Raw genomic sequence first — 25,881 nt, 5'->3', positions numbered from 1 at the left:
CCCGGCGCTGGCCAGGATGTCGCGAAAACCGTCAGTCGTTCACGTGACCGTGCGCCAGCTCGTCGTCGTTGATAACCGGCGGCACTTCGAAGGTGTGATGCGGTGCCGGCGACGGCACGGTCCACTCCAGGCCCTTGGCACCTTCCCACACGCGGTCGGTGGCCTTCTTCTTGGAGAAGAACGCGCAGTGGATCAGTACGCCGATGAAGATCAGCTGGGTGGCGCCGAACAGGAAGCCGCCGATCGAGCTGATCATGTTGAAGTTGGCGAACGCCACGTTGTAGTCGGGGATGCGGCGCGGCATGCCGGCCAGGCCCAGGAAGTGCTGCGGGAAGAACAGCACGTTGACCCAGATCACGCTGTTCCAGAAGTGCACCTTGCCCCAGAACTCGCTGTACATGTTGCCGGTCCACTTCGGCATCCAGTAGTAGGCCGCCGAGATGATCGCGAACAGCGCACCGGTCACCAGCACGTAGTGGAAATGCGCCACCACGAAGTAGGTGTCGTGATACTGGAAGTCGGCCGGGACCAGCGCCAGCATCAGGCCGGAGAAGCCGCCGATGGTGAACAGGATGATGAACGCCAGCGAGAACAGCATCGGCGTCTCGAACGTCATCGAACCGCCCCACATGGTGGCGACCCAGTTGAACACCTTCACGCCGGTCGGCACCGAGATCAGCATGGTGGCGTACATGAAGAAGATTTCAGCGCCCAGCGGCAGGCCGACCGCGAACATGTGGTGCGCCCACACGATGAACGACAGGAAGGCGATGCAGGCGATCGCGAACACCATCGCCTTGTAGCCGAAGATCGGCTTGCGCGCGAAGGTCGGCACCACTTCCGAGATGATCCCGAACGCGGGCAGGATCATGATGTAGACCTCGGGATGGCCGAAGAACCAGAAGATGTGCTGGTACAGGACGGGGTCGCCGCCGCCGCCCGGGTTGAAGAAGTTGGTGCCGAAATACTTGTCGGTGAGCAGCATCGTCACCGCACCGGCCAGCACCGGCATCACGGCGATCAGCAGGAACGCGGTGATCAGCCAGCTCCACACGAACACCGGCATCTTCAGCAGATCCATGCCCGGCGCGCGCATGTTGAGGATGGTGGCGATGATGTTGATCGCGCCCATGATCGAGCTGATGCCCATCAGGTGGACCGCGAACACCACGTAGGCCAGCGAGTCGCTCTGCAGCGCCAGCGGCGGATACATGGTCCAGCCACCGGCCGGGCCACCACCGGGCATGAACAGGGTGGACAGCATCAGGATGAAGGCGAACGGCAGGATCCAGAACGACAGGTTGTTCATGCGCGGCAACGCCATGTCCGGCGCGCCGACCATCAGCGGGATCATCCAGTTACCGAGGCCGACGAAGGCCGGCATGATCGCGCCGAAGATCATCACCAGCGCATGCATGGTGGTGAGCTCATTGAAGAAGTACGGCTGCATCAGCTGCATGCCGGGCTTGAACAGCTCGGCACGGATACCCATCGCGAAGCTGCCGCCGATGAAGAACATCGTCAGCGCGAAGACCAGGTACAGCGTGCCGATGTCCTTGTGGTTGGTGGACATGACCCAGCGCTGGAAGAAATTCTTCGGCGCGCCGTGGTGATCATCATGGTGATCATGGGTGGCTGCGTGGGACATGACGTACCTCTAACCTGAAAGTGGAATGCAACTGCGAAAATGAAGTCGTGCCGACAAGGCTGACCCGCGGGTCAGCCCTGCTTGCCACCGGCCGGGATGGCGACCTGCGCGGTTTGCGGCGTGGCGGCGGGCGCGGCGGACTGCGTCTCCTGCTCGGCCAGCCACTTGGCGAAATCCGCCTTGGACTTCACCACCACCACGATCGGCATGAAGCCGTGATCCTGGCCGCACAGCTCGGCGCACTGGCCGCGATAGGTGCCCGGCGTGGTGAAGTTCGCCCACGCGGCATTGATGATTCCGGGGATGGCGTCGATCTTCCAGCCGGTCGCCGGCACCCACCAGGAGTGGATCACGTCGCCGCTGGTGATCACGAAGCGGATCTTGGTGTCGACCGGCACGACCAGCGGCTTGTCGACATTGAGCAGATAGGTGCTTTCGTCACCGACCTTGACCGCGAACGGGTCCATGCCCGAACCGAGCTGGCGGGTCTGGTCGCTCTGCGTATCCAGCTTGGACATGAAGCCGACCTTGTCGATCGACTTGCCCATGTAGTCGACGTAGTCGTAGCGCCATTTCCACTGGTAGCCGGTGACCTTGACGGTCATCTGCGAGCCGGTGGTGTCGGCCCAGCTGGTGAGGCCACCGGTGGCCAGCCACGCCAGAGTGATCAGGATCAGCACCGGGATGGTGGTCCAGATCACTTCCACCATGGTGTTGTGTGACCACTTCTCGGCGACCGCACCGCGCGATTTGCGGAAGCGGAACATCGCCACGAACATCGCGCCGAACACCAGCACGCCGATCACGGTGCACACGGCCAGCGAGATGTTGTTGAGATGGTACGGCACCTGCGACCAGGTGCTCGAACCACGCTCCATGTTCAGTTGCCACGGACCGGGAGCGGCCAGGGCCACGCTGCCGAACGAGGCAAGGGCGAGAGCCGCCGCTGCCGTGAATGATCGCCTGATGCCGCCAGATGTCATGTCTTGCACCTTTGTTGAACCTACCTGCGTAGCTGTCCGTTGAGATCGGCCAGCAACACCATGAGTTTCTTCGACAGCTCGACGCGTTCCTGATCCGCCAGGAATGCGCCGATCTCCAGCTCGCGCCCATGCGATGACAGCAGCAGCCGCTGGCGCCCGTTGGCGGGCTCCAGCAACACGCGTACCCAGTACGACTGGAAACGCATGCGGCGCCGGCCTGGCAGCGATTGCACCTCCAGCGACACGGCGTCGAGAGTGATGCGCTCACTACGGTCACCGGCCCGCCATGCCACGCTCAGGGCGAAGGCCACGGCGGCGGATTCAACCAGGGCAAACAGCGGAGCGAACACATTCCCCTGCCACGATCCCAGTCCAGCCGTCATCAGCACCAGCGCTGCCAGAACCATGATCAGTCGACGCAGACCGCGCCGGCTGAGCGTGCGATTGGGCTTGAGCCACATCGTCACGCAGGGCAAGCCGGCGGTAGCTGGTCGAAGCACGATCATGGGGATCCGGCGTGCCTGGAACGCGGGAATGATAGGCCGCGGCGGCGCAACGGGCAAGAATGTCGCACCCTGTTGACCTGGATCACGTCTCGGGGCAGGGCCTGCGGACATGCTCGCCTGCCCTGCGGAAAGCGGCCGCAGCCGCCCGAAATGGCGAGCTGCGGCGTACAATCCCGCGCTTCCCTCCGCCCCGAGCGGATTCTGGCAAGCTTCCCGTGACCCAAGCCATTCTCAGCCCCGAACTTCCCCTCGACTGCACGCCCGCGCGCGCGCGCATTACTGCGGCCTGGCTGCGCGACGAGACCGAAGCGGTCAACGACCTGCTGGTCCAGGCCAGCCTGCCGCCGGCCGAACGCGAACAGGTGATCGACGTGGCCGCCGGCCTGGTCACCCGCGTGCGGTCGCGCGCCAGCGACCAGAGCGCGGTCGAATCCTTCATGCGCCAGTACGATCTTTCCTCCGAGGAAGGCGTGCTGCTGATGTGCGTGGCCGAAGCCCTGCTGCGCATTCCGGACAAGGCCACCGCCGACAAGCTGATCCGCGACAAGCTGGGCGACGCGGACTGGAAGAAGCACCTGGGCCAGAGCGAATCGCTGTTCGTCAACGCCTCGACCTGGGGCCTGATGCTGACCGGCCACCTGGTCAACCTCGCCGAGGACACCCGCCACGACTTCACCGGCGCGCTGAAGCGGCTGGTCGGTCGTGCGGGCGAACCGGCGATCCGCCTTGCCGTGCGCCAGGCCATGCGCATCATGGGCCACCAGTTCGTGATGGGCCGCAGCATCGACGAGGCGCTCGACCGCTGCGCGAAGAAGGAATACGCGGTCTACCGCTATTCCTACGACATGCTGGGCGAGTCCGCGCTGACCAGCGCCACGGCCGAGCGCTACCAGGAAGACTACCGCCGCGCGATCGCCGCGATCGGCGCGCGCGGCCCGTTCGCCAACCACACCGACGCGCCGTCGATCTCGGTGAAGCTGTCCGCGCTGCATCCGCGCTACGAAGTGGCCAAGCGTGAGCTGGCGCGCCGCCAGCTCACCGAAAAGCTGCTGGAACTGTCGCAGCTGGCGATGAAGCATGGCATCGCGCTGTCGGTAGACGCCGAGGAAGCGGAGCGGCTGGAGCTGTCGCTGGACATCATCGGCGACGTCTTCGCCCATCCGTCGCTCGAAGGCTGGAACGGCCTGGGCATCGTGGTGCAGGCGTACGCCAAGCGCACGCCGTTCGTGATCGACTGGCTGGTCGAGACCGCGCGCGCCGCCAACCGCCGCTGGTACGTGCGCCTGGTCAAGGGCGCCTACTGGGACGCGGAGATCAAGCGCGCCCAGGAAAACGGCCTGGCCGGCTATCCGGTGTACACACGCAAGCCGAACACCGACGTCTCCTACCTGGCCTGCGCCCGCAAGCTGTTCGACGCCGGCAGCGAGCTGATCTATCCGCAGTTCGCCACCCACAACGCGCACTCGATCGCCGCCGTCCATCACCTGGCGCACGGCCGTCCGTTCGAGTTCCAGCGCCTGCACGGCATGGGCACCGACCTGTACGCCGAGGTGATCGGCCCGCAGAATCTGAACGTGCCCTGCCGCGTGTATGCGCCGGTGGGCACGCACGAAGACCTGCTGCCGTACCTGGTGCGTCGCCTGCTGGAGAACGGCGCCAACACCAGCTTCGTCAATCGCGTCGTCGATGAAAGCGTGCCGGTGCGCGAGCTGGTCGCCGATCCCTGCGAGACGGTGCGCAGCTTCAGCTCCATTCCGCATCCGCGCATCCCGCTGCCGGTGAATCTCTACGGCGACAGCACCGCGCCTGCGCAGCATTCCAATTCGATCACCCGGAAGAATTCCATGGGCGTCAACTTCTCCAACGACAACGAACTGAAGGCGATGGCCGACGCGGTCAACGCAAACACCGGCCCGTGGACCGCGGCACCCCTGGTGCCGGGCGCGGGCGCGAACGGCCCGACCGTGCAGGTGACCAACCCGGCCGATCGCCGCCAAGTGGTGGGCAGCTACACCGGCGCCGACAGCGCCACCGTCGACCGGGCGCTGGGCAATGCGGTCGCCGCCCAGTTCGGCTGGGATCGCCTGCCCGCGGCCAGCCGCGCCGCGATCCTCGAACACGCCGCCGACCAGCTCGAAGCACGCCGCGGCGAGTTCATCGCGCTGTGCGTGCGCGAGGCCGGCAAGAGCCTGCCCGACGCGATCGCCGAGATCCGCGAGGCGGCCGACTTCCTGCGCTACTACGCGGCCATGGCGCGCCGCCTGTTCGGCCAGCCCGAACAGCTGCCCGGCCCCACCGGCGAGAGCAATCAATTGTTCCTCAACGGTCGCGGCGTGTTCGTCTGCATCAGCCCGTGGAACTTCCCGCTGGCGATCTTCCTTGGCCAGGTCAGCGCCGCGCTGGCCGCCGGCAACAGCGTGATCGCCAAGCCCGCCGAGCAGACCTCGCTGATCGGCCATGCCGCGGTGAAGCTGCTGCACGAAGCCGGCGTGCCGGTCGACGTGCTGCAGTACCTGCCGGGCGATGGCGCTACCGTGGGCGCCGCGCTCACCAGGGACCCGCGCGTGGCCGGTGTCGCCTTCACCGGCTCCACCGACACCGCGTGGGCGATCAACCGGAGCTTGGCCGCGCGCAATGCACCGATCGCCGCGCTGATCGCCGAGACCGGCGGGCAGAACGCGATGATCGCCGACTCCTCCGCCCTGCCCGAGCAGATCGTCAAGGACGTGATCGCCTCGGCGTTCCAGTCCGCCGGCCAGCGCTGCTCGGCCGCGCGCGTGCTGTTCGTGCAGGAAGACATCGCCGACAAGGTCACCGCCATGCTCACCGGCGCGATGGCCGAGCTGAAGGTCGGCGATCCGGGCCTGCTGTCCACCGACGTCGGCCCGGTGATCGACGAGGACGCGAAGCAGATCCTGGTCGACCACGCCGCGCGCATGGACAAGGAAGCGAAGAAGATCGGCGAGGTCGCACTGGACCCCGCGCTCACCGCCAACGGCACCTTCTTCGCGCCGCGGGCCTACGAAATTCCCTCGCTCGCCACGCTGACCCGCGAAGTGTTCGGCCCGGTGCTGCACGTGATCCGCTGGAAGGGCAGCGAGCTGAAGCAGATCGTCGACCAGATCAACGCCACCGGCTACGGCCTCACCCTGGGCATCCACAGCCGCATCAACGACACCGTCGACTACATCGCCAGCCACGCCCGCGTCGGCAACTGCTACGTCAACCGCAACCAGATCGGCGCGGTGGTCGGCGTGCAGCCGTTCGGCGGCGAGTGCCTGTCCGGCACCGGCCCCAAGGCCGGCGGCCCGCACTACCTGCTGCGTTTCGCCGGCGAGCGCACGCTCACCGTCAACACCACCGCGGCCGGCGGCAACGCCTCGCTGCTGACGATCGGCGAGTAAGTCCCGCGCCGGAATCCGCCAGGAGATCCGGCGCATCCTCAGCGGGGCTTCATCCAGCTGAACGACAAGTGCCTTGCGGATGAACGGGAGCCGTCACCGACGGCTCCCATGGACGGCGGCGCGCTCACCGGCGTGCTACTTCTTGCGTCCACCGCCACGAGGAAGCCGCCATGCGTCGATTCATGACCACCACCCTCATCGCCGCCAGCGTGCTGGTGGGCAGCTTGTCGCTCAATGGCTGCATCGTGGTACCGCCGCGCGATCACGGCTACGTCGGACATCACCGCGACCATGACCGCCGCCATGACAACGATCGCCACCACGATCGCGATCGCGATCGCGACCGGGATCGCGACGGTGACCGCTGGCACTGAGGCCTGGCGGGTGCGGACCGGGGATCGATGCGATACCGCGTCGCCTTGATCGCGTGGTGCCATGCCGTCGCTTCGATGACCTGCGAATCGTCAGCAACACCGATGTTGTGCGGCGCGCAAACGGCGCGGCGCCGGGCCATGTTATAGAGACCCTTTCGTCGCCGGCCCGGTGCCGGCAGGCTTTCCTGGAGCACTCGCAACATGGCACGTCCCGCCGGCATGATCGGCCCATCACCCGTCGCCAGCCCCGCCATCGCTAGCGACGATCCGCGCTATACCGCCGCGGAATTTCCGCCCAACAAGCTGCTCTACCTGGTGCAGCTGGCCGATGCCGCCGGGGTGGACAGCCGATCCTGGTTTGCCGGCCTGGCGCTGAGCCGGGAACAGATCGCCGACCCCGCCTTGCGCGTGTCCTATCGCCAGGCCAATACCTTCGTGCGTCGCGCGCTGCAGGCCCTGGATGTTCCCGATGCCGGCCTGCGCATCGGGCGCGAAGGCACCATCGGCGGCTTCGGCCTGCTCGGCCTGGCGATGATGACCTCGCGCACGCTGGGCGAGGCGATGTTCGCTGGCATCGCCCATCACAAGATCTGCGGCTGCCTGCTGGAGGTCGCCGTCGAGCCGGTCAGCGAGCGCGAGGTCGCGCTGCTGGCGTGGCCGCGCTTCGGCGACACCGAACTGATGCCGTTCTTCTGCGAAGAACTGTTCGCCAGCTGCCTGATGATCGCCCGCGAACTGGTCGGCGCCGAGCTGTGCCCGGTGCGGGCGGACTTCGCCTATCCCCGGCCTGCCTATGCCGCCAAGTACGAAGCGCTGTTCGGCTGCGAGGTGCGTTTCGGCGCCCCGCGCAACCAGTTGCTGATCGACACCCAATGGCTGGCGCGGACGCTGCCCGGCTACAACCCGCTGACCGCGCAGCAAGCGCTGGCCCTGTGCGCGCAGCAGCGCACGCCGGACGGCGGCGAGCCGCACCAGGAAATCGTCGCCGCGGTGGAACGCCTGCTGCGCAGCCAGCTGGCGCAGCAGCCCAAGCTCAACGACGTGGCGCGCACGCTCAACCTCAGCGAGCGCTCGCTGCGGCGCAAGCTCGCCGAGAGTGGCCGCATCTTCCGCGAGATCCACGACCGCGTGCGGGCCGAGCGGGCGCTGCAGCTGTTGCAGGCAGGCACCCTGAGCGTGGCCCAGATCGGTAGCGAGGTCGGCTTCAACGACCCGCGCGAATTCCGCCGCGCCTTCAAGCGCTGGACCGGCATGCCGCCACAGGACGCCCGCCGCAACGCGATCTGATGGAACAGGAGTGAGTGCGGGGAAGAGAGAGGTGAGAAATGGGAGAAGAGCCTGGCGCACCGCGCTCCAGCTTTCCCATCTACCCACTCCTCACCCCCCCATCGCCCCGCCACGCTGACCGGTTTGCCCCCCGTACCCTGGCCGTTCTGCCCTCCCCCTTTGGCGTGGATTGAGGGAGAGTGGGGTCATTGTCGGCATTCGATGCCTAACGGGGAGTCAGCAACATGCGCACATTGTTCATCACGGTGGCGATCGCCGCGGCCCTGGCCGGCTGCGGCAAGTCCGAGCCGGCGTCACAGACCGGCACCGATGCCAGCTTCGAAGCCAGGTTGCAGGAACAGTTGCTGGACGCCAAGCCCGGCAGCGTGATCGAGATTCCCGCCGGCCACTACTCGCTGCGGCGCGGTCTCAGCCTGCGCACCGACGGCGTCACCATCAAGGGCGCCGGCATGGACAAGACCGTGCTGTCGTTCAAGGGCCAGGTGGTCGGGCCGGAAGGCCTGCTGGTCAACGCCAGCGACTTCACCATCGAGAACCTGGCGCTGGAAGACACCAAGGGCGACGCGCTGAAGATCAACCAGGGCAAGAACATCACCATTCGCGGCGTGCGCATCGAGTGGACCGGCGGCCCGAAGACCACCAACGGCGCCTACGGCCTGTATCCGGTGAAGACGCAGAACGTGCTGATCGAGAACTCGGTGGTGATCGGCGCTTCCGACGCGGGCATCTACGTGGGCCAGTCGCACGACATCATCGTGCGCAACAACCGCGCCGAGTACAACGTGGCCGGCGTGGAGATCGAGAACTCGGTGAACGCCGACGTCTACGGCAACACCGCCACCAACAACACCGGCGGCATCCTGGTGTTCAACATGCCGAACCTGTCGCAGGAAGGCCACAGCACGCGGGTGTTCAAGAACAAGATCTACTCCAACAACACGGGCAACTTCGCCGCCAAGGGCGCCGCGGTGGCCAGCGTGCCGGCCGGCTCGGGCGTGGTGGTGAACTCGAACGACAAGGTGGAGATCTTCGACAACGACATCTCCGACAACCAGACCGCGAACCTGATCATCGCCAGCTACTTCTCGACCAACTACTACAACACCCGCGGCGTCTCGCCGAACTACAACCCGTATCCGAAAGGCATCTTCATCTACGGCAACCGGCTCAAGGGCGGCGGCGATTCGCCGGACGGGATCAAGCTGAAGACGCTGAAGACGGCCATGTACGGCCTCACCGGCCACTTCCCCGACGTGCTGTGGGACGGCTACGTCGACGCGAAGAGCCTGGTCGACGGCGTGCCACCGGCCGCCGACCGCATCTGTATCCAGGACGTCAGCGGCGTGCTGAACGCCGACGGCCCGCACGACTACAAGAGCCCCAGCAACGACATGAAGCCCTACCAGTGCACGCTGCCGAAGCTGTCGCCGGTGGTGCTGAACCCGGAGCCGAAGGCATGACGGCAGGGCGACACTGGCGTTACGCACTTCCACTGCTGGGATGGCTGCTGCTGGCGGGATGCCAGCAGGGCATGGCGCCGGTGGCCTTCCATGCCGAGGGCCGCCCGCAGAAGCTCGGTGACTGGCACGTGGTCGAGGTCCACGACGGCAAGCTGCAGCTCAACGCCGGCGTGGTGCCGTACGACCTCAACACGCCGCTGTTCACCGACTACGCGCACAAGCTGCGCACGATCTGGATGCCCGCGGGCACGTCGGCAAAATACAACCCGACCGACACCCTGGACTTCCCGGTCGGCACGGTGATCAGCAAGACCTTCTATTACCCGCGCGCCGCCGACGGCAAGGTGGGCGAAGTCCTGCGCAATGACGACTACTCGCGCGACTTCGCCGGGCAGGGCCTGGACATGGCGCACGTGCACCTGGTCGAAACGCGCATCCTGGTCCATCGCAAGGACGGCTGGGCGGCGATTCCCTATGTGTGGAACGAGGCGCAGACCGAAGCCACCCTGGCGCGCACCGGCGCGGTGCTGCCGATGACCCTGGTCGCCGACCAGCCGGCCGCCGGCATACCTGCCCGCGAGGACTTCAACTACGTGGTGCCCGACGAAAGCCAGTGCGCCAGCTGCCATGCGCAGGACTGGGTCAGCCGCAAGATCCATCCGATCGGGCCGAAGGCGCGCCACCTCAACAAGGACTATCACTACGCCGAGGGCAGCGCCAACCAGCTGGAACACCTGGTGAAGCTGGGCTACCTCGGCGGCCTGCCCGCCGCGGCCGACGTCCCCCGCGACGCGAACTGGGAAGATCCGCACGCGCCGCTGGACGCCCGCGCCCGCGCCTACCTCGACATCAACTGCGGCCATTGCCACAACGCCAACGGCGCGGCCAACACCACCGGCCTCACGCTTGACTACACCACGCCGGAAGACCGTCACCTGGGCATCTGCAAGCCGCCGACCGCGGCCGGCCAGGGCACCGGCGACCACTTCTTCGACATCGTGCCGGGCCAGCCGGACGAGTCGATCCTGCCCTACCGGCTGTCGTCGACCGAACCGGGCGTGATGATGCCGGAGCTCGGCCGCAGCACCGTGCACCGCGAGGGCGTGGCGCTGATCAAGGCATGGATTGCGGCGCAGCCGGGGAGCTGCGTGGCGATCCATTGATTCCACAAGACAACTGTGCGCGGCTGTCCATGGCCGCGCGATCCGATGCAAGGGGAGAGCACCGAATGAACATGCGCCAACGCCCACTTTCGATCAGCCTGCGCAAACTGCTGTTCGGCGGCAGCACGCTGCTGTTGCTGTGCAGCCCGTCGCTGGCCTTCGGCGCCGAGGCGCCGCCGCAGGATGCCGCCGGCAGCAATGCGCCGGCGAGCGACCCGGTCAAGGACGTCACCCAGCTGGGCAAGATCACCGTCACCGCGCAAAGCCGCTCGCAGGAAATGCAGGAAGTGCCGATCCCGCTGCAGATCGTCACCGCGAAGCAGATCGACACGCTGGCGGCGACCGACCTCAGCCGGATGGACATCTTCGTGCCCGGCCTGGTGGTCGGCGCCGACCAGCCGACCCAGCCGAGCTACCAGATGCGCGGCATCGAGACCAGCAACTTCGGCATCGGCACCGAGTCGGCCGTGGGCGTCTACGTCGATGGCGTCTATGCGGCCCGCTCCGGCGGCGCCCTGCTGGCGTTCAACGACATCGCGCGGATCGAAGTGCTGAAGGGGCCGCAGGGCACACTGTTCGGCCGCAATGCCGCCGCCGGCGCGATCTCGATCGTCACCAACGAACCCAGCGACCACTTCGAGGGCAAGGCCCGCGTGCGCTTCGGCAACGACGGTCGCAAGTACGCCGACGCCCTGGTCAACGTGCCGGTGAACCGCGACATGGCCGTGCGCATGAGCGTGCTGGACAACCGCAGCGACGGCTGGATCAAGGACGCCGCCACCGGCGAAAGCTACGGCAAGGACCACGACTGGGGCAGCCGCCTGGTGTGGCGCTGGAACGCCACGCCCGATACCCGCGTGCTGCTGGCGTGGGACCACGAACAACTCAAGCAGCCGCCGCAGCCGGCGATAGGGCTGATCGCGAAATCGGACTACGTGACGCGGGACCCTCCGTTCAACGACCAGGTCCCGCCGTTCCCGGCCGATCCGTCGAGCTACCTCGATCCGCGCCATGCGCCGTTGTACAACGACACGGTGAATGCGGGCGAGAAGCGCCACTTCGACGGCGCCACGCTCACCGTCGACCACTCCTTCAGCTGGGGCAGCCTCACCTCGACCACCGCGTGGCGGCACTTCAACACCTACAACCGCGGCGACTACGACGGCACCAACAATCGTGCCACCTACCTCGACACCGCCAACATCGAGAGCAACAACAGCTGGTACCAGGAGTTCAAGTTCGCCGGCACCGCCGGCATCGCCGACTGGGTCGGCGGCGTCAGCTACTACGACGAACACGCGCGGCAGACCAGCCAGACCAACGTGTTCACCGACAGCGTCGATTCGCTGGCGATGAACGTGGGCGGCGCGGCGGCCACCGACACGTTCGCCTTCTACGATTCGCTGCTGCCGCTGGTCGGCTACGGCCAGTACCACCTGCTGGGCGATCCGTGGCGCGAGCAGATCGACAATGTGGGCCGCTTCAAGGCCTACGCCGCCTACGGCGACGTGATCTGGCACCTCACCGACCAGCTCAGCCTCACCACCGGCGCCCGCTTCACCCGCGACGAGAAGGAGTTCTCGTGGTTCAACCCGCCGCGCCGCGCCGACGAACTGGACGCCACCATCGACGCGCTGATGCCCCTGCTCAACCTGGTCGGCATCGACCCCAGCGTGTTCCAGCAGAACCTGATCTTCAACGCCGCCGGCGGCGCTCCGGTCAACGTGCTGGTGAAGGACAAGAACAGCTGGAACGACTTCAGCCCCCGCGTGGTGCTGGACTACAAGTTCACCCCCGACGTGATGGGCTACGCCTCGGTGACCAAGGGCTACAAGGCCGGCGGCTACAACAGCGTGCAGATCGGCTCGCGCTTCGACCCGGAGAAGGTGCTCAACTACGAGGCCGGCCTGAAGACCCTATTCCCCGAGCAGCACCTGCTGCTGAACGGCTCGGTCTACTACTACCGCTACGACAACAAGCAGTCGCTCACGCTCGATCCCAACAGCGCCGGCTCCGGCGTGCCGCGCTACCTGGTCAGCAGCACCGACCAGGAAGCCCACGGCCTGGAGTTCGAGGCGCAATGGCAACCGGTGGATGCGTTCAAGCTCAGCTTCACCGGAGCCTACATCGACGCCACCTACCGCCAGGCGGTGGCGCCGTCGGGCGCCGACCTGTCCGGCCAGCCCACCGGCGAACCGCTGTTCTCGTTTGCCAGCTCGCTGTCGTACACCTGGCAGGGCGTGGCGGGCGGCGCGCTGGAGTTCGACCTGTCGCATGCCTACCGCGGCAAGTCGCGCTGCAACCGCGACTCGCAACTGCAGGGCACCTGCCAGATCAGCCCGAACTTCGACACCGGCGTCGCCCAGCAACGCACCGACGCGCGGCTGGACTGGCATGCGGCCGACGACCAGTGGGGCGTCGCGCTGTACGCCAACAACGTGTTCAACAAGCGCTACGTGACCGGGGTGAACAATATCTCCACCAGCGTGTTCGGCACGCCGTTCGCCAGCATCACCCCACCACGCGCGGTCGGCGTCGAACTGCGCGTGAAATTCTGAGAGGTGGTGATTTTTCAAGCTCGAAGTCCGGCCAGGGATGGCTGGACGCGGATCGGTCACGCAAGTGACTGATTCGCGCGAGCGCGTCCGGGCATGTACCGGACGTGCGATAGAAGAAAGCGACAGGAAGTGGCTTTCTTCACAGACTCTGAGAAGCCCATGACCGAAAGCCAGCCGCTGACCGCCGACCTGCAACGCCTGCGCGAGGCGCAGGCGCGCGAACCGATGCCGGGGTGGGCGCTGCGCGCGCAGCGCCTGCGCAAGCTGGAGACGATGCTGCGCGAGCAGCGCAAGGCTTTCGCCGCCGCGATCCACGCCGACTTCGGCCAGCGCCCGGTCGAGGAAACCGACCTGCTGGAGATCTTCCCCAGCCTGTCGGCGATCCGCCACGCGCTCGGCCATGGCCGGCGCTGGATGAAGCCGCGGCGACGGCTGGCCGACTGGCTGTTCCTGCCCGCGCGCACCGAACTGCGCCCGCAGCCGCTGGGCGTGGTCGGCATCATCGTGCCGTGGAACTATCCGCTGTACCTGGCCGTCGGTCCGCTGGTCGACGCGCTGGTGGCCGGCAACCGCGCGATGCTGAAGATGAGCGAGTTCACCCCGCGTTTCTCGGCGCTGTTCGCCGAGCAGGTGGCCCGCTATTTCGCCGCCGACGAAGTGCTGGTGGTGAACGGCGACGCGGCGGTGGCGCAGGCGTTTTCCGCGCTGCCGTTCGACCACCTGCTGTTCACCGGCTCCACCGCGGTGGGCCACCACGTGATGCGCGCGGCGGCCGCCAACCTCACCCCGGTGACGCTGGAGCTGGGCGGCAAGTCGCCGGCGATCATCGGCCCCGGGGCGCGCTTCGACCACGCGGTGGAGCGCATCGTGTTCGGCAAGCTGGTCAATGCGGGGCAGACCTGCATCGCGCCCGACTACGTGCTGCTGCCGCGCGCCCGGATACCGGCGTTCATCGAGGCCGCCGGCAAGGTACTGGCGCGGATGTACCCCGCGCTCGGCCAGAACGGGCAGTACGCCAGCATCGTTTCCGACCGGCAGTACCAGCGCCTCACCGGCCTGCGCGATGACGCGCTGGCCGCCGGCGCGCAATTGCACCGGCTCGGCGAGGCCGGCGAGGACGCCGCCAGCCGGCTGCTGCCGCCGCAGCTGCTCACCGGCGTCAGCGACGACATGGCGGTGATGCGCGAGGAAATCTTCGGCCCGCTGCTGCCGCTGGTGCCGTACGACCACCTGGACGACGCGATCGCCCACGTCCGCGCGCGGCCGCATCCGCTGGCCCTGTACCTGTTCGAGCACGACCAGGAGCTGGTCGACCGCGTGCTGGCGCGCACCCACGCCGGCGGCGTCAGCGTCAACGACACGCTGTACCACATCGCCCAGCACAAGCTGCCGTTCGGCGGCGTCGGCGCCTCGGGCATGGGCGGCTATCACGGCGAAGCGGGCTTCCGCACGTTTTCGCACCTGAAGCCGGTGTTCCGGCAGGCCCGCCTGAACGGCACCGGCCTGCTCAACCCGCCGTACGGGGCGCGCTTCCGGCGCATGCTCGAGTTGTTGTTGAAGCGCGGTTGAACCGCGGGCCGCAGCCGGGCACGCCCGGCTTGCGCACCTGCTACCCTCGATGCGATGCCGGGGCCGGCCCGGCACTTTCCGATGGGTTTCGCGATGCCATGTTTCGTCTACGCCAGCCTGCGCAAGGCTGGCAGCTACCTGTGGCTGGCCGAACGCGACGCGTTCGCCAGGCTGCCCGAGTCGCTGTTGCTGCTGCTGGGCGAGCTGCGTTTCGTGATGGAAGTGCAGCTGGACGAACAGCGCAAGCTGCCGGTGGAAGACACCGCGCAGGTCCTCGCCCACCTGCGCGAGCAGGGCTGGCACCTGCAGGTGCCGCCCAACGAAACGCTGGCCGCGGCCAACCACCTGCCGTATACCCATTCCCCGCAGGATGACCGGGACGAGTGACGCGCCGACCTGCGCGCGGATTCCGCCGGCCTGTTCGCGCCGGCGGATTTCCATCGGCGGATTTCCATCGGCATTAACACTTGGTTACCGTCTGCCCATCCAACGATTTCTATACTCCCTCCATGACCCAGCCCAAATCACGTCGCCGCCCTCCCTTTCTGCAAGCCCTGGCCTGGTTCGTTCCCGGTTTGCTGGCGGTCTTCGTGGCCGGCCTGGTCAACCATCCGCTGACCCTGATTCCGCTGCTGGTCGCCAACGCGCTGACCCTGGCGGCGGTCTGCCATGCGATCGGCTTCGATCCGGAACCGAAGTTCATGCGCACCGTGCTGCGCCGTGGCGCCGCGCACCTGGTGATGTTCACCGGTTACACCGTGGCGGTGTTCGTGCTGGTGGCCTGGCCGATGATGCAGCTGACCCACGCGCCCAGCCTCAGCGGCGCCCTGCTGCTGGCTGCCGCCCTGGTGCTGGCGCTGGTCGCGCTGTGGCGGCTGTGGCCCGCGTTCGGGCTGGTGTTCCTGTGGGATGACGCCTATCCGAGCCAGCGTGACGGCTCGTGGATCTTCACCGCCACCCTGCGCAGCGTCGCATTCGGCCGCCACCTGTCGCGCGAGGAACACTTCTTCAGCCACTTCCTGCCGGTCGCGTTCTCGCTGCTGGTGCTGTCCTTCGGCGCGATCACGCTCACCGGCCTGTACGGCGTGGTGCCCTCCGAGCCGCGCATCGCGGCGCTGGCCCTGTACGGCATCGTGCTGCTGCCGGTCGGCTGCCTGGTGATCGCCAACCGCACGCTGCGGGCGCTGTTGTGCGAAAGCCGGCATGCGCGCCGGCGCTCCGACCTGGCGCCGACCCCGGCGCATCGCCCGATCCTCACCGAGGTCGAGCGCACCGCCGGCACGCCGGAACAGGCCGCCGCGCTGCTCGCCGCCACCCGTGATGGCGACATCGAGCGCGCGCTGGCGCTGGTCGAGGTGGGCGCCGATCCGGACACCGCGCCCGCGGCGGACGATCGCGACCAGCGGCCGGTGCTGATGCTGGCCGCCTTGCTGCCCGACACCCGCCTGCTGCGCGCGCTGATCGCCCGGGGCGCCGACGTCAATCGCGCCAGCGGCGGCATCACCCCGCTGCTGGCCGCCACCCGCGACAGCTGGCACGGCCGCGCCGAGGCGGTGCTGACCCTGCTGGCCAACGGCGCCAGCCCGCTGGTCACCGATGCCGAAGGCAACACCGCGCTGCACGGCGCGGTACTCAGCGCCGACGCCGGCGTGGCCGCGATGCTGCTGGATGCCGCCGCACCGATCAACGCGCTGAACCAGGCCGGTATCAGCCCGCTGGCCACCGCCTGCCGCGCGGCGAATTGGCCGCTGGCGAAGTTCCTGCTGGAGCACGGCGCCAAGCCCGTCGTGCCCGACGGCGAGCCGGCCCTGGTCGCCGCCAGCGGCATCGCCGACGACGACGTCGAAGGCGTGAAGCTGCTGCTCAAGCACCGCGCCCCGGTGAATGCCTGCGATGCACGTCACCGGCACGCCCTGCTCGGCGCCGCCGCCGAAGGCCACGAACAGATCGCCCGCGCGCTTTGCGCCGCCGGTGCCGACGTGAACCTGGTCGACCACCGCGGCAGCAGCGCGCTGATGGAAGCGGCCCGCGCCGGCGCCGGCGGCATCGTGCAATTGCTGGCCGAGGCGAAGGCCGACGCGGGCCTGCGCGACAGCCACGGTCGCGACGCACTGACCCTCGCCTGCCAGTCGCCGCATGCCGACGCCGGCACGATCAGCGCCCTGCTTGCCCTGGGCGCCGACCCGAAGGCGCCGGCCAGCGACGGTCGCAGCGCACTCGACCATGCCGCCGCCGCGGGACGCTGGGACCTGGTCGCCGTGCTTGATCCGGATACGCCGCTGCCGACCAGCCTCAGCCAGGACGTGCTGGCCGAAGGCGCCGACACCCCCGGACACCTGCTCGATGCCCTGCGCTTCGGCCACTGGGCAATCGTCTCGGGCTTCGTTGCCCGCGTACGCGAATGGCCTCAGGCCGAGCTGGCCCGCATGTATCTGGAACTGGCCTCGCCCGGCCTGGGCGCCGCCCGCCGCTGGCTGCTCGAACACGGCCTGGCCGCCGAAGCGCGGCTGGACGCACCGCAGATCGACGACGCCGACACCGGCGACACGCCGCACCTGCCGCCACCGGGCCAGCGCCTGTTCGATGCGCTGCTGCAGCAGCTGCCCGATGCCACCGAAGCGCTCGACGACCTGCTGCAAGCCGGCGCCACGCCCGCCGGCGCCGGCCTGCTGGCGCAGGCGCTGCTGAACACGAACGGTGCAGCCCAGTCGGCCGCGCTGCCGCTGAAGATGCTCGAAGCGGGCGCCGATCCGTTCGGCCCCGACGCCCGGGCGCGCAGCCCGCTGCAACTGGCCGCGGTGAACGACCAGGTGGAACTGCTGCAGGCACTGCTGCAACGGGGCTGCGATCCCAACACACGCGACCGCGACGGCCGCACGCCGCTGTTCGCCGCGCTGGAACACGGCGCCCAGGCGCTGCCGCTGGTGCGCGCACTGATCGCCCACGGCGCCGACCCGGAAGCCACCGACGCCAACGGCGAAACGCCGCTGGGCCTGGCGCTGGAACATCCCGCGGTGGAGCGCTGGCTGGACTGGCGCGACTGGTCGCGGCCGGATCGCGCGCTGCGCGCCAGCGACCTTCCCGCCGCCGCGCGCGCCGGCGCGCTGGCCAGCGTGCAGCGACTGCTGGAACTGGGTTTTGCCGTGGACACCCTCGACGAACAGGGCGCCAGCGCCCTGCTGCACGCCTGCGGCGCCGGTCACCGCGAGATCGCCGCCTGCCTGCTGGACGCCAACGCCGACGCGACCCGCGCCGCCCGCAGCGGCGTGACCCCGCTGGCCGCCGCGGTCGCCGCGCGGCGCGAATCGCTGGTGGCCCTGCTGCTGCAGCGCGAGGTCGCCGTCGACCAGCGCCTGCCGAACGACGCCACCGCGCTGATGGCGGCGGCGGCGATGGGTTATCCGGAAATCGCCGAACAGCTGCTCGATGCGGGCGCCGACATCAAGGCGGTCGACAACGCCGGGCGCAGCGCGCTGCACGCGGCGGCGCAGTTCGGCTTCGAGCACAACGACAGCCTGCGCGCGCGACGCCTGTTCGACGTGCTGCTCAAGCGCGGCGCCGACATCAACCACGCCGACCACGAAGGCAAGACGCCGCTGCTGCTGTTGCTCGGCGCCCAGCTGCGGCCGGGCAGCAGCTGCGACGCCACCCACATCGGGGCGCTGGTGCCGCTGCTGCTGGACGCGGGCGCCCAGGTCGGCCACGCCGACCAGCGCGGCGTCACCGCGCTGCACGCCTGCGCGATGCACGCCTTGCTGCCGCCCGCCCGCGTGCTGCTGTCGCGCGGCGCCGACCGCAACGCGGCCGATGCGTTCGGACGCAGCGCGGCGGACGTGGCCCGGCAACTCGGTTATGTGGACATCGCCCACGAACTGGCCGCGCGCAGCAGCGCGATCCCCAGCGTGCGGCAGACCCTGCGCCAGCCCGCCCAGCCGGCCGACTGAGGCGCGGCCGCGCGCCGCGGCGCAGCCATCGCCCGATCAGCGCTTCACTCTTCCCCGGTCAGCGGGGTGCCGGCATCGCGCTCGCGCGCACGCTCGGCCTCGGGCGAGGCATCCGCCTCGAACAGGCGCTCCAGGTCGGCCAGCGCCTCGCGCGTGGTCTGCACCAGCTTGGTTTCGTCGTCGTAGACCAGGTATTGCGCCTTGATCAGCTCCGCATCCTGGCGCCGGAAACGTTCCACCTGGTCGACCGCCTGTTCCGGCGTGAGGCCCAGCGCGACCAGGGCCTGCTTGGTCATCTTCAGGCTGGAATACAGCGTCTCGCGCACCGGGTCGTCGATGCCCAGGTCCATCAGCCGCCACACGTGCTGGCGATTGCGCGCCCGCGCGATGATCTTCAGGTGCGGATACTGCCGGCGCACCACCCGCGCCACGCGCAGGCTCGACTCGGGGTCGTCGCTGGCCAGCACGAACACCTCGGCCTTGTCCGCCTGCGCGGCGCGCAGCAGTTCCGGCCGGGCCGGATCGCCGTAGAAAATGTCGGTGACGTTGCCGAAGCGCTGGATCAGGTCCATCTGCTCCACCGAATGGTCCAGCGCCACGAACGGAATGCTCTGCGCGCGCAGCACGCGCGCCACGATCTGGCCCATGCGGCCATAGCCGGCGATGATCACCCGCGGCACGTGCGTGTCGATGGTGTCGTAGGCGCGGGTGGGCTTCTTCGCCTTGCCGCCGAGCAGCCGCGACGACACGGCGACCAGCAGCGGCGTCAACGCCATCGACAGCGAGATCGCCAGCACCAGCAGGTTGTGCTGCGGGCCGTTGAGCAGTTGCTGCTCCTGCGCCAGCTTCAGCACCACGAATGCAAACTCGCCGCCGCAGGCCAGCAGCACCGCCAGCCGCAACGCCTCGGCGCGATCCAGCCCGCCGACCAGTCGACCCAGCGGCCACAGCAGCGCACCCTTCAGCAGCATCAGGACCAGTACCACCGCCAGCACGTGCAGCGGCTGGTGCAGCAGCAGCGAAAGATCCATCGACATGCCGACGCTGATGAAGAACAGCCCCAGCAACAGCCCCTTGAACGGTTCGAGATGCGATTCCAGGTCGTGCCGGTATTCGGAATCGGCCAGCAGCACGCCGGCCAGGAAGGCGCCCAGCGTGGCGGACACACCGGCCAGCTCCATCAGCCAGGCGGTGCCCATCACCACCAGCAGCGCGGTGGCGGTGGAGACCTCCACCGCATCGGCCTTGGCCACGAAGCGGAACACCGGCCGCAACAGGTAGCGACCACCGACCACCACCGCCACGATCACGCCGATCGTGCGCATGGCGCCGGTCAGGTCCACGCCATGCCGGGCGGAGGCCGTGGCCAGCAACGGCACCATCGCGATCAGCGGGATCGCCGCCAGGTCCTGGAACAGCAGGATCGCGAACGCCTGGCGCCCGTAGGCCGAGCCGGCCTCCTTGCGCTCGGCGAGGATCTGCAGGCCGAACGCGGTGGACGACAGCGCCAGGCTGCCGCCCACGACCACCGCCGTCTTGCCGGGCAGGCCTTCCAGGAAGTACACCACCGCCGCGATCACCACGCTGCTGGCGAGCACCTGCAACAGGCCGGTGCCGAACACCGAGCGGCGCATCACCCACAGCCGTTGCGGCGACAATTCCAGGCCGATCACGAACAGCATCAGCACGATGCCGAACTCGGAAATCGTGCTGACCCCGGCGGTATCGCCGACCAGCCCCAGCAACTGCGGCCCGATCACCACGCCGGCCAGCAGGTAGCCCAGCACCGAACCCAGCCGGAAGCGCTTGGTCAGCGGCACCGCGATCACCGTGGCCAGCAGGAACACCAGCGCGGTCTGCAGGTAGTGGTGGTTGTCCAAGCGCGTGCGGCTCCGGTCGGGGAGGTTCGATTATTCCACGTGAAGGCCGGCGGCACCCGCTGTCGGTTCGGTTTCATCTCGCAGTTTCCCAAAACGATCAGGCCCGCTTGCGGCGGGCCTGATCTTCCAGCACGGATGCTGCAACGGCTTACTTCTTCGGCGCGTCCTTCAGGCCACGGTTTTCCAGCATCGGCTCGATCTGCGGATCCTGCCCGCGCCAGTCCTTGTACATCTTCGCCAGCTCCTCGGTGTTGCCCCGCGACAGCACCATCGCGCGGAAGCGGTCACCGTTCTCGCGGGTCAGGCCGCCGTGTTCCTTGAAGCCCACGAAGGCGTCGTCGGCCAGCATCTCGGTCCACAGGTAGGCGTAGTAGCCGGCGGCGTAGCCGTTGCCCCAGATGTGCTGGAAGTAGCTGGAGCGGTAGCGCGGCGGCACGTAGCCGAGGTCGATGCCGTCCTTCTTCAGCGCGGCGGCTTCGAACTTGTCGGCGTCCTGCAGCGGCGCGTCGGCGCCCAGCATGTGCCAGTTCATGTCCAGCAGCGCGGCCGAGACCAGCTCGGTCATGTTGTAGCCGGAGTTGAACTTGCCGGCCTTCGTCATCTTGTCGACCAGCGCCTTGGGCATCGGCTCGCCGGTCTTGTAGTTCTTCGCGTAGTGGGCGAACACCTTCGGATCGGTGGCCCAGTGCTCGTTGAACTGCGAGGGGAACTCGACGAAGTCGCGCGCGGTGTTGGTGCCGGACAGGGTCGGGTACTGCTCGTCGGCGAAGATGCCGTGTAGCGCGTGGCCGAACTCGTGGAACATGGTGATCACGTCATCGAACGACAGCAGCGCCGGCTGGCCCGCGGCCGGCTTGCTGAAGTTGCCGACGTTGTAGATCACCGGCTTGGTGCCCAGCAGCTTCGACTGGGTGACCAGGTTGTCCATCCAGGCGCCGCCGTTCTTGTTGTCGCGCTTGAAGTAGTCGCAGTAGAACAGCGCCATCGAGCTGCCGTCCTTGTCGAACACCTCGAACACGCGCACGTCCGGCTGGTACACCGGGATGTCCTTGCGCTCCTTGAAGGTCAGCCCGTACAGCTGGTTGGCCGCGTAGAACACGCCGTTCTGCAGCACGTTGTCCAGTTCGAAGTACGGCTTGATCTGGTTTTCGTCGAGGTCGTACTTCGCCTTGCGCACCTGCTCGGCGTAGAAGTTCCAGTCCCACGGCTGCAGCTTGAAGCCGCCGTGCTGCTGGTCGATCACCGCCTGGATGTCGGCCGCCTCCACCTTGGCGCGGCCGGTGACGGCAGGCACCAGGTCCTGCATGAATTTCAGCGCGGTTTCCGGCGTCTTGGCCATCTGGTCGTCGAGCTTCCACGCGGCATAACTGGGGAAACCGAGCAGCTTCGCCTGTTCGGCGCGGATCTGCGCCAGCCGCTCGATGGTCTTGCGGGTGTCGTTCGCGTCGCCCTGCTCGGCACGGTTCCACGAGGCCTCGAACAGCGCCTGGCGGGTGGCGCGGTCGGTGAGATCCTGCAGCTCCGGCTGCTGGGTGGTGTTCTGCAGCGACAGCACGTACTTGCCGTCCTGCTTGCGGTCCTTGCCGGCCTGGCTGGCGGCGGCCAGTTCGGCATCGGACAGGCCGGCCAGCTTCGCCTTGTCGGCGATCACCGGCGCGGCGTCCTTCGTTGCGGCCAGCAGCTTGTTGGTGAACGCGGTGCTCAGCGTGGACTCTTCCTTGTTGAGGTCCTTCAGCTTCGCCTTGTCGGCGTCGGACAGCTTGGCGCCGGCGTGCACGAAGTTCCGGTAGACCACCTCGACCAGGCGCGCCGATTCGGGGTCGAGCTTGAGCGTGTCGCGCTGGTCGTAGACCGTCTGCACGCGCTGGAACAGCTTGCTGTCGAGGTAGATCGCATCCTCGTGCGCAGCCAGCTTCGGCGCTTCGTCTTCCTGCACTTTCTGCAGCGCGTCGTCGGTGTTGGCACCGGTGACCGCGTTGAAGGCGGTCATCACCCGGTTGAGCATGGCGCCGGATTTCTCCATCGCCACGTAGGTGTTCTCGAAGGTGGGCGCTTCGGGGTTGTTCGCGATCTTCTCGATCTCGGCCATGTGCTGCTTCATGCCCTCTTCGATCGCGGGCTGGTAGTCGGCGTCGTGGATCTTGTCGAATGGCGGCGCCTGGAACGGCAGCGTGCTGGCGCTGTAGAACGGGTTGCTGGTCATGTCGGTGGCCGCCGGCGCGGCGCTGCTGGTGCTGGCGGCGGAAGCGGCCGGCGCGGGCGGGTTGGCGGCGCCTTCCGGCTGCTGCGAGCAGGCGGCCAGGGCCATCGTGGTGGCGATCACAATCGTGCGCAGTCGAAGCATCGGGTTCCCCAGGAGTGGTGCGCCCGGCATCGGGCACGGAAGTCTGACCGCCGACTGTAGGAGCGTGGGCGGTAGAAACACAAGCGGCTGCGGCTGCGTGGTTTTGGCCAGCTTTTCCGCTCCTTTTCGTTGAATAGCTACGGCTATTCGCCTCAAACGATCGAAAAACCTGACTCAAAACCACGTTGCCTCGCTCACCTGGTTTCTACCGCCCACGCTCCTGGCGAGACGGCGGCCAGTTTCCAAACGGTGACGCCGTGAAGCGGCGCAGAATCCTGCGACTCAGGCGGCGCGCAGGTCGCGCAACTGCCAGGCACCGCCGATCATCAGGTACAGCCGATGGCGCACCACGCTCATCGGCAGGTCGGTGATCAGGTCCACCTCGGTGTGCAGGTCGACCACCCGCGCGTCCACCTGCGCGGTCGGGTCGGTGGCGCCGAGACTGTCGTCGACCGCGTCCGGATCGGGCTGCGCCGCGCGCCAGCGCTGGAACAGCTCGTCACTGCGCAAGGCCTGCTGCAGGGTGCTGGCGAAACCGTCCGGGCCGGCGCCATCCCACGAGAAACGCGGATCGTCGCCGCGTGCGTGGACGATGTCGGCGATCGAAAGGTAGTAGTGGTTGCGGGCCATGGTCACTCCGGCGTGGAAAACGTGCGCCATCCGAACACATCGGATGTGAAGCTCAGTCCAAGGCTGCCACGGCCGCGTCCAGGCAGCCGGCGGCCTGCGCCGGTGCCACGCCATGCGGCAGCACGCCCAGGCACGGCGCGGGCAGCAACGCGCGCAGCGTGTCCAGGTTTTCTTCCGGCGCGTCCATCGATGGGTCCACCCGGTTGCCGATCCAGCCCAGCAAGCGGCAGCCGTCGGCCGCGATCGCCCGGGCGCTGAGCAAGGCATGGCTGAGGCAGCCCAGGCGCAGGCCCACCACCAGGATCACCGGCAGCTGCCATTGCCTGGCGATGTCCGAGGCCAACAGGCCGGGCGCCAACGGCACCAGCCAGCCGCCCACGCCTTCCACCACCACCGTCGAGTGCCGCGCTGCCAGTTGCTCGAACGCGGCGCGCAGCGGCGCCAGGGTGATCGCCACGCCGTCGTGGGCCGCGGCAAGATGCGGCGACAGCGGGTCGCGCAGCGCCACCGGATTGACCAGCGCGTACGGAAGTTCCGGATCAACGCCAGCCGCCCGCAGCGCCAGCGCATCGTCGTTGCGCAGGCCTTGCGGGGTTTCCACGCAACCGCTGGCGACCGGCTTCATGCCGCAGGCGTCGTGGCCGGCCGCGCGCAGGGCGTGCAGCAGGGTGCAGGCGGTGTGGGTCTTGCCGATGCCGGTGTCGGTGCCGGCGATGAACACCGCCGCCGTCATGCCGGTGCGTAGCGCCGGTTGAACTGGTTCACCACCGGGCCGATCAGGAACAGCAGCGAGTACATCAGGCCGGGGATCGACCACATCCAGCCGGGCACCGACAACGGCATCAGCAGGGCGACCAGCGCCGAGGCCAGGCCGATCGCCGCCGGCACGATCCAGATCCGCATCTCGCGGCGCGCGTCCAGGTTGTCCAGGCCGTGCCGGGCGGCGACCCTGGCCGCATCGGAGAACAGCAGGGCCAGGGTGCCCGCCATGCAGGCGTAGGCCAGCCCGTAGCAGACGAACAGCGTGCGCATGTCGGCCGGTCCGCTCACCGTGAAATCGCCGGGCAGGTAGCCGCCGCTGATCGAGGAGAACACCCCGGAAAACACCATGTGCAGCGGGTAGACGAAGATCATCGCGAAGAACACCAGCAGCAGCGACAGCCAGCGCCCGCTGGCGCCGGCGCCATGGCAGCGCTTGCGCCAGCGCACATGGCCATGCCAGAAAAACGCGATCTGGAAGAAGCACACGGCGAACGCGGGGATGCCGCCCAGCGCGTGCAGCAACTTGCCGGTGCTGTCGGGAATCGACTCGCCGCCGATCAGCAGCAAGGTGAGGATGAACGCGAACGCGCCATCCACGAACATGTCCAGCCGCCCCGCCTCGATCCCTTCGCGCTGCTCGGTCAGACTCATCTGGCATCCCCCGTGATGATGGCTCGGCGCATAATACGGGCTTTGCCGCGGGACGCATCGCATGTTCGACCTGAAAGCCCAGACCTACGCCAGCAAGCGCGAGCACTATGCCGACCTGGTGCAGCAGGCGCGCGGCATCCTGGCCGGCGAGCGCGACCTGATCGCCAACGCGGCCAATTTCGGCGCACTGGTCTATCACAGCCTGGCGCAGGTGAACTGGGCCGGCTTCTACCTGTACGACGGCCATGAACTCGTGGTGGGCCCGTTCCAGGGCAAGCCCGCCTGCATCCGCATCGCGCTGGGCCGGGGCGTCTGCGGCACCGCCGCGCAGACCCGCGAAACCCAGCTGGTGCGCGACGTCAACGCGTTCGCCGGGCACATCGCCTGCGACGCCGCCTCGCAATCGGAGATCGTGGTGCCGCTGGTCAGGGCCGACGGTTCGCTGCTCGGCGTGTGGGATGTCGACAGCCCGGTCACCGACCGCTTCGACGAGGACGACCGCGCCGGCATGGAAGCGCTGTGCGCGGTGTTCATGGACGCTGTGCAGGGCTGAAACCGAAGCTCAGCCGTGAGAGGTGGTGATTTTTCAACCTCGAAGCCCGGCCATGGCGAGGGCATGGATGCCCGAATTGAGGCAACGCAGGAGCAGTTGCCCGATGGCCGGACGTGGATCGGTCACGCAAGTGACTGATTCACGTGAGCACGTCCGGGCATGTAC

18 protein-coding genes are annotated in these 25,881 nt (G+C 68.0%); 10 read left to right on the top strand and 8 right to left on the bottom strand.

The genetic code is table 11. From position 1 onward, the window contains the following. Positions 1–31: 31 nt before the first annotated feature. The 3 genes from ctaD to ASD82_RS03365 all read right to left on the bottom strand — a co-directional run bounded on the left by ctaD (position 32) and on the right by ASD82_RS03365 (position 3,092). On the bottom strand, positions 32–1,648 hold the full coding sequence (gene ctaD / locus ASD82_RS03375) for a cytochrome c oxidase subunit I (protein ID WP_056715410.1): 1,617 nt from the start codon (positions 1,646–1,648) through the stop codon (positions 32–34). Between the two features lie 71 nt (positions 1,649–1,719). Further along, the gene (gene coxB, locus ASD82_RS03370; RefSeq protein WP_056715406.1) at positions 1,720–2,631 is read right to left on the bottom strand and encodes a cytochrome c oxidase subunit II; all 912 of its coding nucleotides are present in this window, start codon (positions 2,629–2,631) and stop codon (positions 1,720–1,722) included. 20 nt (positions 2,632–2,651) lie between these two features. Beyond that, a complete protein-coding gene (locus ASD82_RS03365) occupies positions 2,652–3,092 on the bottom strand; it encodes a DUF2244 domain-containing protein (RefSeq protein WP_056715440.1) in 441 nt (146 codons plus the stop codon). Positions 3,093–3,352: 260 nt separating this feature from the next. On the opposite strand from ASD82_RS03365, the gene putA reads away from it, so the two are divergent. From putA to ASD82_RS03320, 9 genes are all read left to right on the top strand, one after another. Further along, positions 3,353–6,541 carry a bifunctional proline dehydrogenase/L-glutamate gamma-semialdehyde dehydrogenase PutA gene (putA, locus tag ASD82_RS03360; protein WP_056715403.1) on the top strand — a complete coding sequence of 1,063 codons (3,189 nt, stop codon included), beginning with the start codon at positions 3,353–3,355 and terminating at the stop codon, positions 6,539–6,541. Between the two features lie 170 nt (positions 6,542–6,711). After that, positions 6,712–6,915: a hypothetical protein gene (locus tag ASD82_RS03355; protein ID WP_157599171.1), complete on the top strand. Its 204-nt coding sequence runs from the start codon at positions 6,712–6,714 to the stop codon at positions 6,913–6,915. 201 nt (positions 6,916–7,116) lie between these two features. Further along, complete coding sequence (locus ASD82_RS03350; protein ID WP_056715396.1) at positions 7,117–8,202, top strand: AraC family transcriptional regulator; 1,086 nt, start codon at positions 7,117–7,119, stop codon at positions 8,200–8,202. A gap of 224 nt (positions 8,203–8,426) precedes the next feature. Beyond that, positions 8,427–9,662 (top strand): parallel beta-helix domain-containing protein, encoded by a 1,236-nt coding sequence (locus ASD82_RS03345; protein WP_056715393.1) that lies wholly within the window; start codon positions 8,427–8,429, stop codon positions 9,660–9,662. Beyond that, on the top strand, positions 9,659–10,825 hold the full coding sequence (locus ASD82_RS03340) for an SO2930 family diheme c-type cytochrome (protein WP_056715390.1): 1,167 nt from the start codon (positions 9,659–9,661) through the stop codon (positions 10,823–10,825). Before ASD82_RS03345 ends, ASD82_RS03340 begins: the two co-directional genes overlap by 4 nt. 71 nt (positions 10,826–10,896) lie before the next feature. Then, positions 10,897–13,383 (top strand): TonB-dependent receptor, encoded by a 2,487-nt coding sequence (locus tag ASD82_RS03335; RefSeq protein ID WP_235580624.1) that lies wholly within the window; start codon positions 10,897–10,899, stop codon positions 13,381–13,383. A 159-nt stretch (positions 13,384–13,542) separates the two neighbouring features. After that, positions 13,543–14,952 (top strand): coniferyl aldehyde dehydrogenase, encoded by a 1,410-nt coding sequence (locus ASD82_RS03330; RefSeq protein ID WP_056715384.1) that lies wholly within the window; start codon positions 13,543–13,545, stop codon positions 14,950–14,952. 93 nt (positions 14,953–15,045) lie between these two features. After that, positions 15,046–15,339 (top strand): YcgL domain-containing protein, encoded by a 294-nt coding sequence (locus ASD82_RS03325; protein ID WP_056715437.1) that lies wholly within the window; start codon positions 15,046–15,048, stop codon positions 15,337–15,339. 122 nt (positions 15,340–15,461) lie between these two features. Beyond that, a complete protein-coding gene (locus ASD82_RS03320; protein WP_056715381.1) occupies positions 15,462–18,896 on the top strand; it encodes an ankyrin repeat domain-containing protein in 3,435 nt (1,144 codons plus the stop codon). Between the two features lie 44 nt (positions 18,897–18,940). On the opposite strand, the gene ASD82_RS03315 is transcribed toward ASD82_RS03320, so the two are convergent. From ASD82_RS03315 to ASD82_RS03295, 5 genes are all read right to left on the bottom strand, one after another. Then, positions 18,941–20,776, bottom strand: coding sequence for a monovalent cation:proton antiporter-2 (CPA2) family protein (locus tag ASD82_RS03315; protein ID WP_056715380.1), 1,836 nt, complete (start codon positions 20,774–20,776; stop codon positions 18,941–18,943). A 148-nt stretch (positions 20,777–20,924) separates the two neighbouring features. Further along, the gene (gene dcp, locus ASD82_RS03310) at positions 20,925–23,120 is read right to left on the bottom strand and encodes a peptidyl-dipeptidase Dcp (protein WP_056715376.1); all 2,196 of its coding nucleotides are present in this window, start codon (positions 23,118–23,120) and stop codon (positions 20,925–20,927) included. Positions 23,121–23,402: 282 nt separating this feature from the next. After that, the gene (locus tag ASD82_RS03305; RefSeq protein ID WP_056715433.1) at positions 23,403–23,750 is read right to left on the bottom strand and encodes a hypothetical protein; all 348 of its coding nucleotides are present in this window, start codon (positions 23,748–23,750) and stop codon (positions 23,403–23,405) included. A gap of 52 nt (positions 23,751–23,802) precedes the next feature. Then, the gene (bioD, locus tag ASD82_RS03300) at positions 23,803–24,483 is read right to left on the bottom strand and encodes a dethiobiotin synthase (RefSeq protein WP_056715374.1); all 681 of its coding nucleotides are present in this window, start codon (positions 24,481–24,483) and stop codon (positions 23,803–23,805) included. Beyond that, positions 24,480–25,163 (bottom strand): TMEM175 family protein, encoded by a 684-nt coding sequence (locus ASD82_RS03295; protein WP_056715372.1) that lies wholly within the window; start codon positions 25,161–25,163, stop codon positions 24,480–24,482. Before ASD82_RS03295 ends, bioD begins: the two co-directional genes overlap by 4 nt. Positions 25,164–25,224: 61 nt before the next feature. On the opposite strand from ASD82_RS03295, the gene ASD82_RS03290 reads away from it, so the two are divergent. Then, complete coding sequence (locus ASD82_RS03290) at positions 25,225–25,716, top strand: GAF domain-containing protein (protein WP_056715369.1); 492 nt, start codon at positions 25,225–25,227, stop codon at positions 25,714–25,716. Positions 25,717–25,881: the final 165 nt, after the last annotated feature.

It is taken from the genome of Rhodanobacter sp. Root179, assembly GCF_001428465.1.
Classification (GTDB): Bacteria; Pseudomonadota; Gammaproteobacteria; order Xanthomonadales; family Rhodanobacteraceae; genus Rhodanobacter.
Note: the sequence above shows the minus strand (reverse complement) of the source record. Positions and strands in the feature narration are given on the sequence as shown.

Coding starts and splice junctions, on each gene's coding strand:
- ctaD (WP_056715410.1), bottom strand. CDS start 1,648: ATGTCCCACGCAGCCACCCATGATCACCATGATGATCACCACGGCGCG.
- coxB (WP_056715406.1), bottom strand. CDS start 2,631: ATGACATCTGGCGGCATCAGGCGATCATTCACGGCAGCGGCGGCTCTC.
- ASD82_RS03365 (WP_056715440.1), bottom strand. CDS start 3,092: ATGTGGCTCAAGCCCAATCGCACGCTCAGCCGGCGCGGTCTGCGTCGA.
- ASD82_RS03355 (WP_157599171.1), top strand. CDS start 6,712: ATGCGTCGATTCATGACCACCACCCTCATCGCCGCCAGCGTGCTGGTG.
- ASD82_RS03350 (WP_056715396.1), top strand. CDS start 7,117: ATGGCACGTCCCGCCGGCATGATCGGCCCATCACCCGTCGCCAGCCCC.
- ASD82_RS03345 (WP_056715393.1), top strand. CDS start 8,427: ATGCGCACATTGTTCATCACGGTGGCGATCGCCGCGGCCCTGGCCGGC.
- ASD82_RS03340 (WP_056715390.1), top strand. CDS start 9,659: ATGACGGCAGGGCGACACTGGCGTTACGCACTTCCACTGCTGGGATGG.
- ASD82_RS03335 (WP_235580624.1), top strand. CDS start 10,897: ATGCGCCAACGCCCACTTTCGATCAGCCTGCGCAAACTGCTGTTCGGC.
- ASD82_RS03330 (WP_056715384.1), top strand. CDS start 13,543: ATGACCGAAAGCCAGCCGCTGACCGCCGACCTGCAACGCCTGCGCGAG.
- ASD82_RS03325 (WP_056715437.1), top strand. CDS start 15,046: ATGCCATGTTTCGTCTACGCCAGCCTGCGCAAGGCTGGCAGCTACCTG.
- ASD82_RS03320 (WP_056715381.1), top strand. CDS start 15,462: ATGACCCAGCCCAAATCACGTCGCCGCCCTCCCTTTCTGCAAGCCCTG.
- dcp (WP_056715376.1), bottom strand. CDS start 23,120: ATGCTTCGACTGCGCACGATTGTGATCGCCACCACGATGGCCCTGGCC.
- ASD82_RS03305 (WP_056715433.1), bottom strand. CDS start 23,750: ATGGCCCGCAACCACTACTACCTTTCGATCGCCGACATCGTCCACGCA.
- bioD (WP_056715374.1), bottom strand. CDS start 24,483: ATGACGGCGGCGGTGTTCATCGCCGGCACCGACACCGGCATCGGCAAG.
- ASD82_RS03295 (WP_056715372.1), bottom strand. CDS start 25,163: ATGAGTCTGACCGAGCAGCGCGAAGGGATCGAGGCGGGGCGGCTGGAC.
- ASD82_RS03290 (WP_056715369.1), top strand. CDS start 25,225: ATGTTCGACCTGAAAGCCCAGACCTACGCCAGCAAGCGCGAGCACTAT.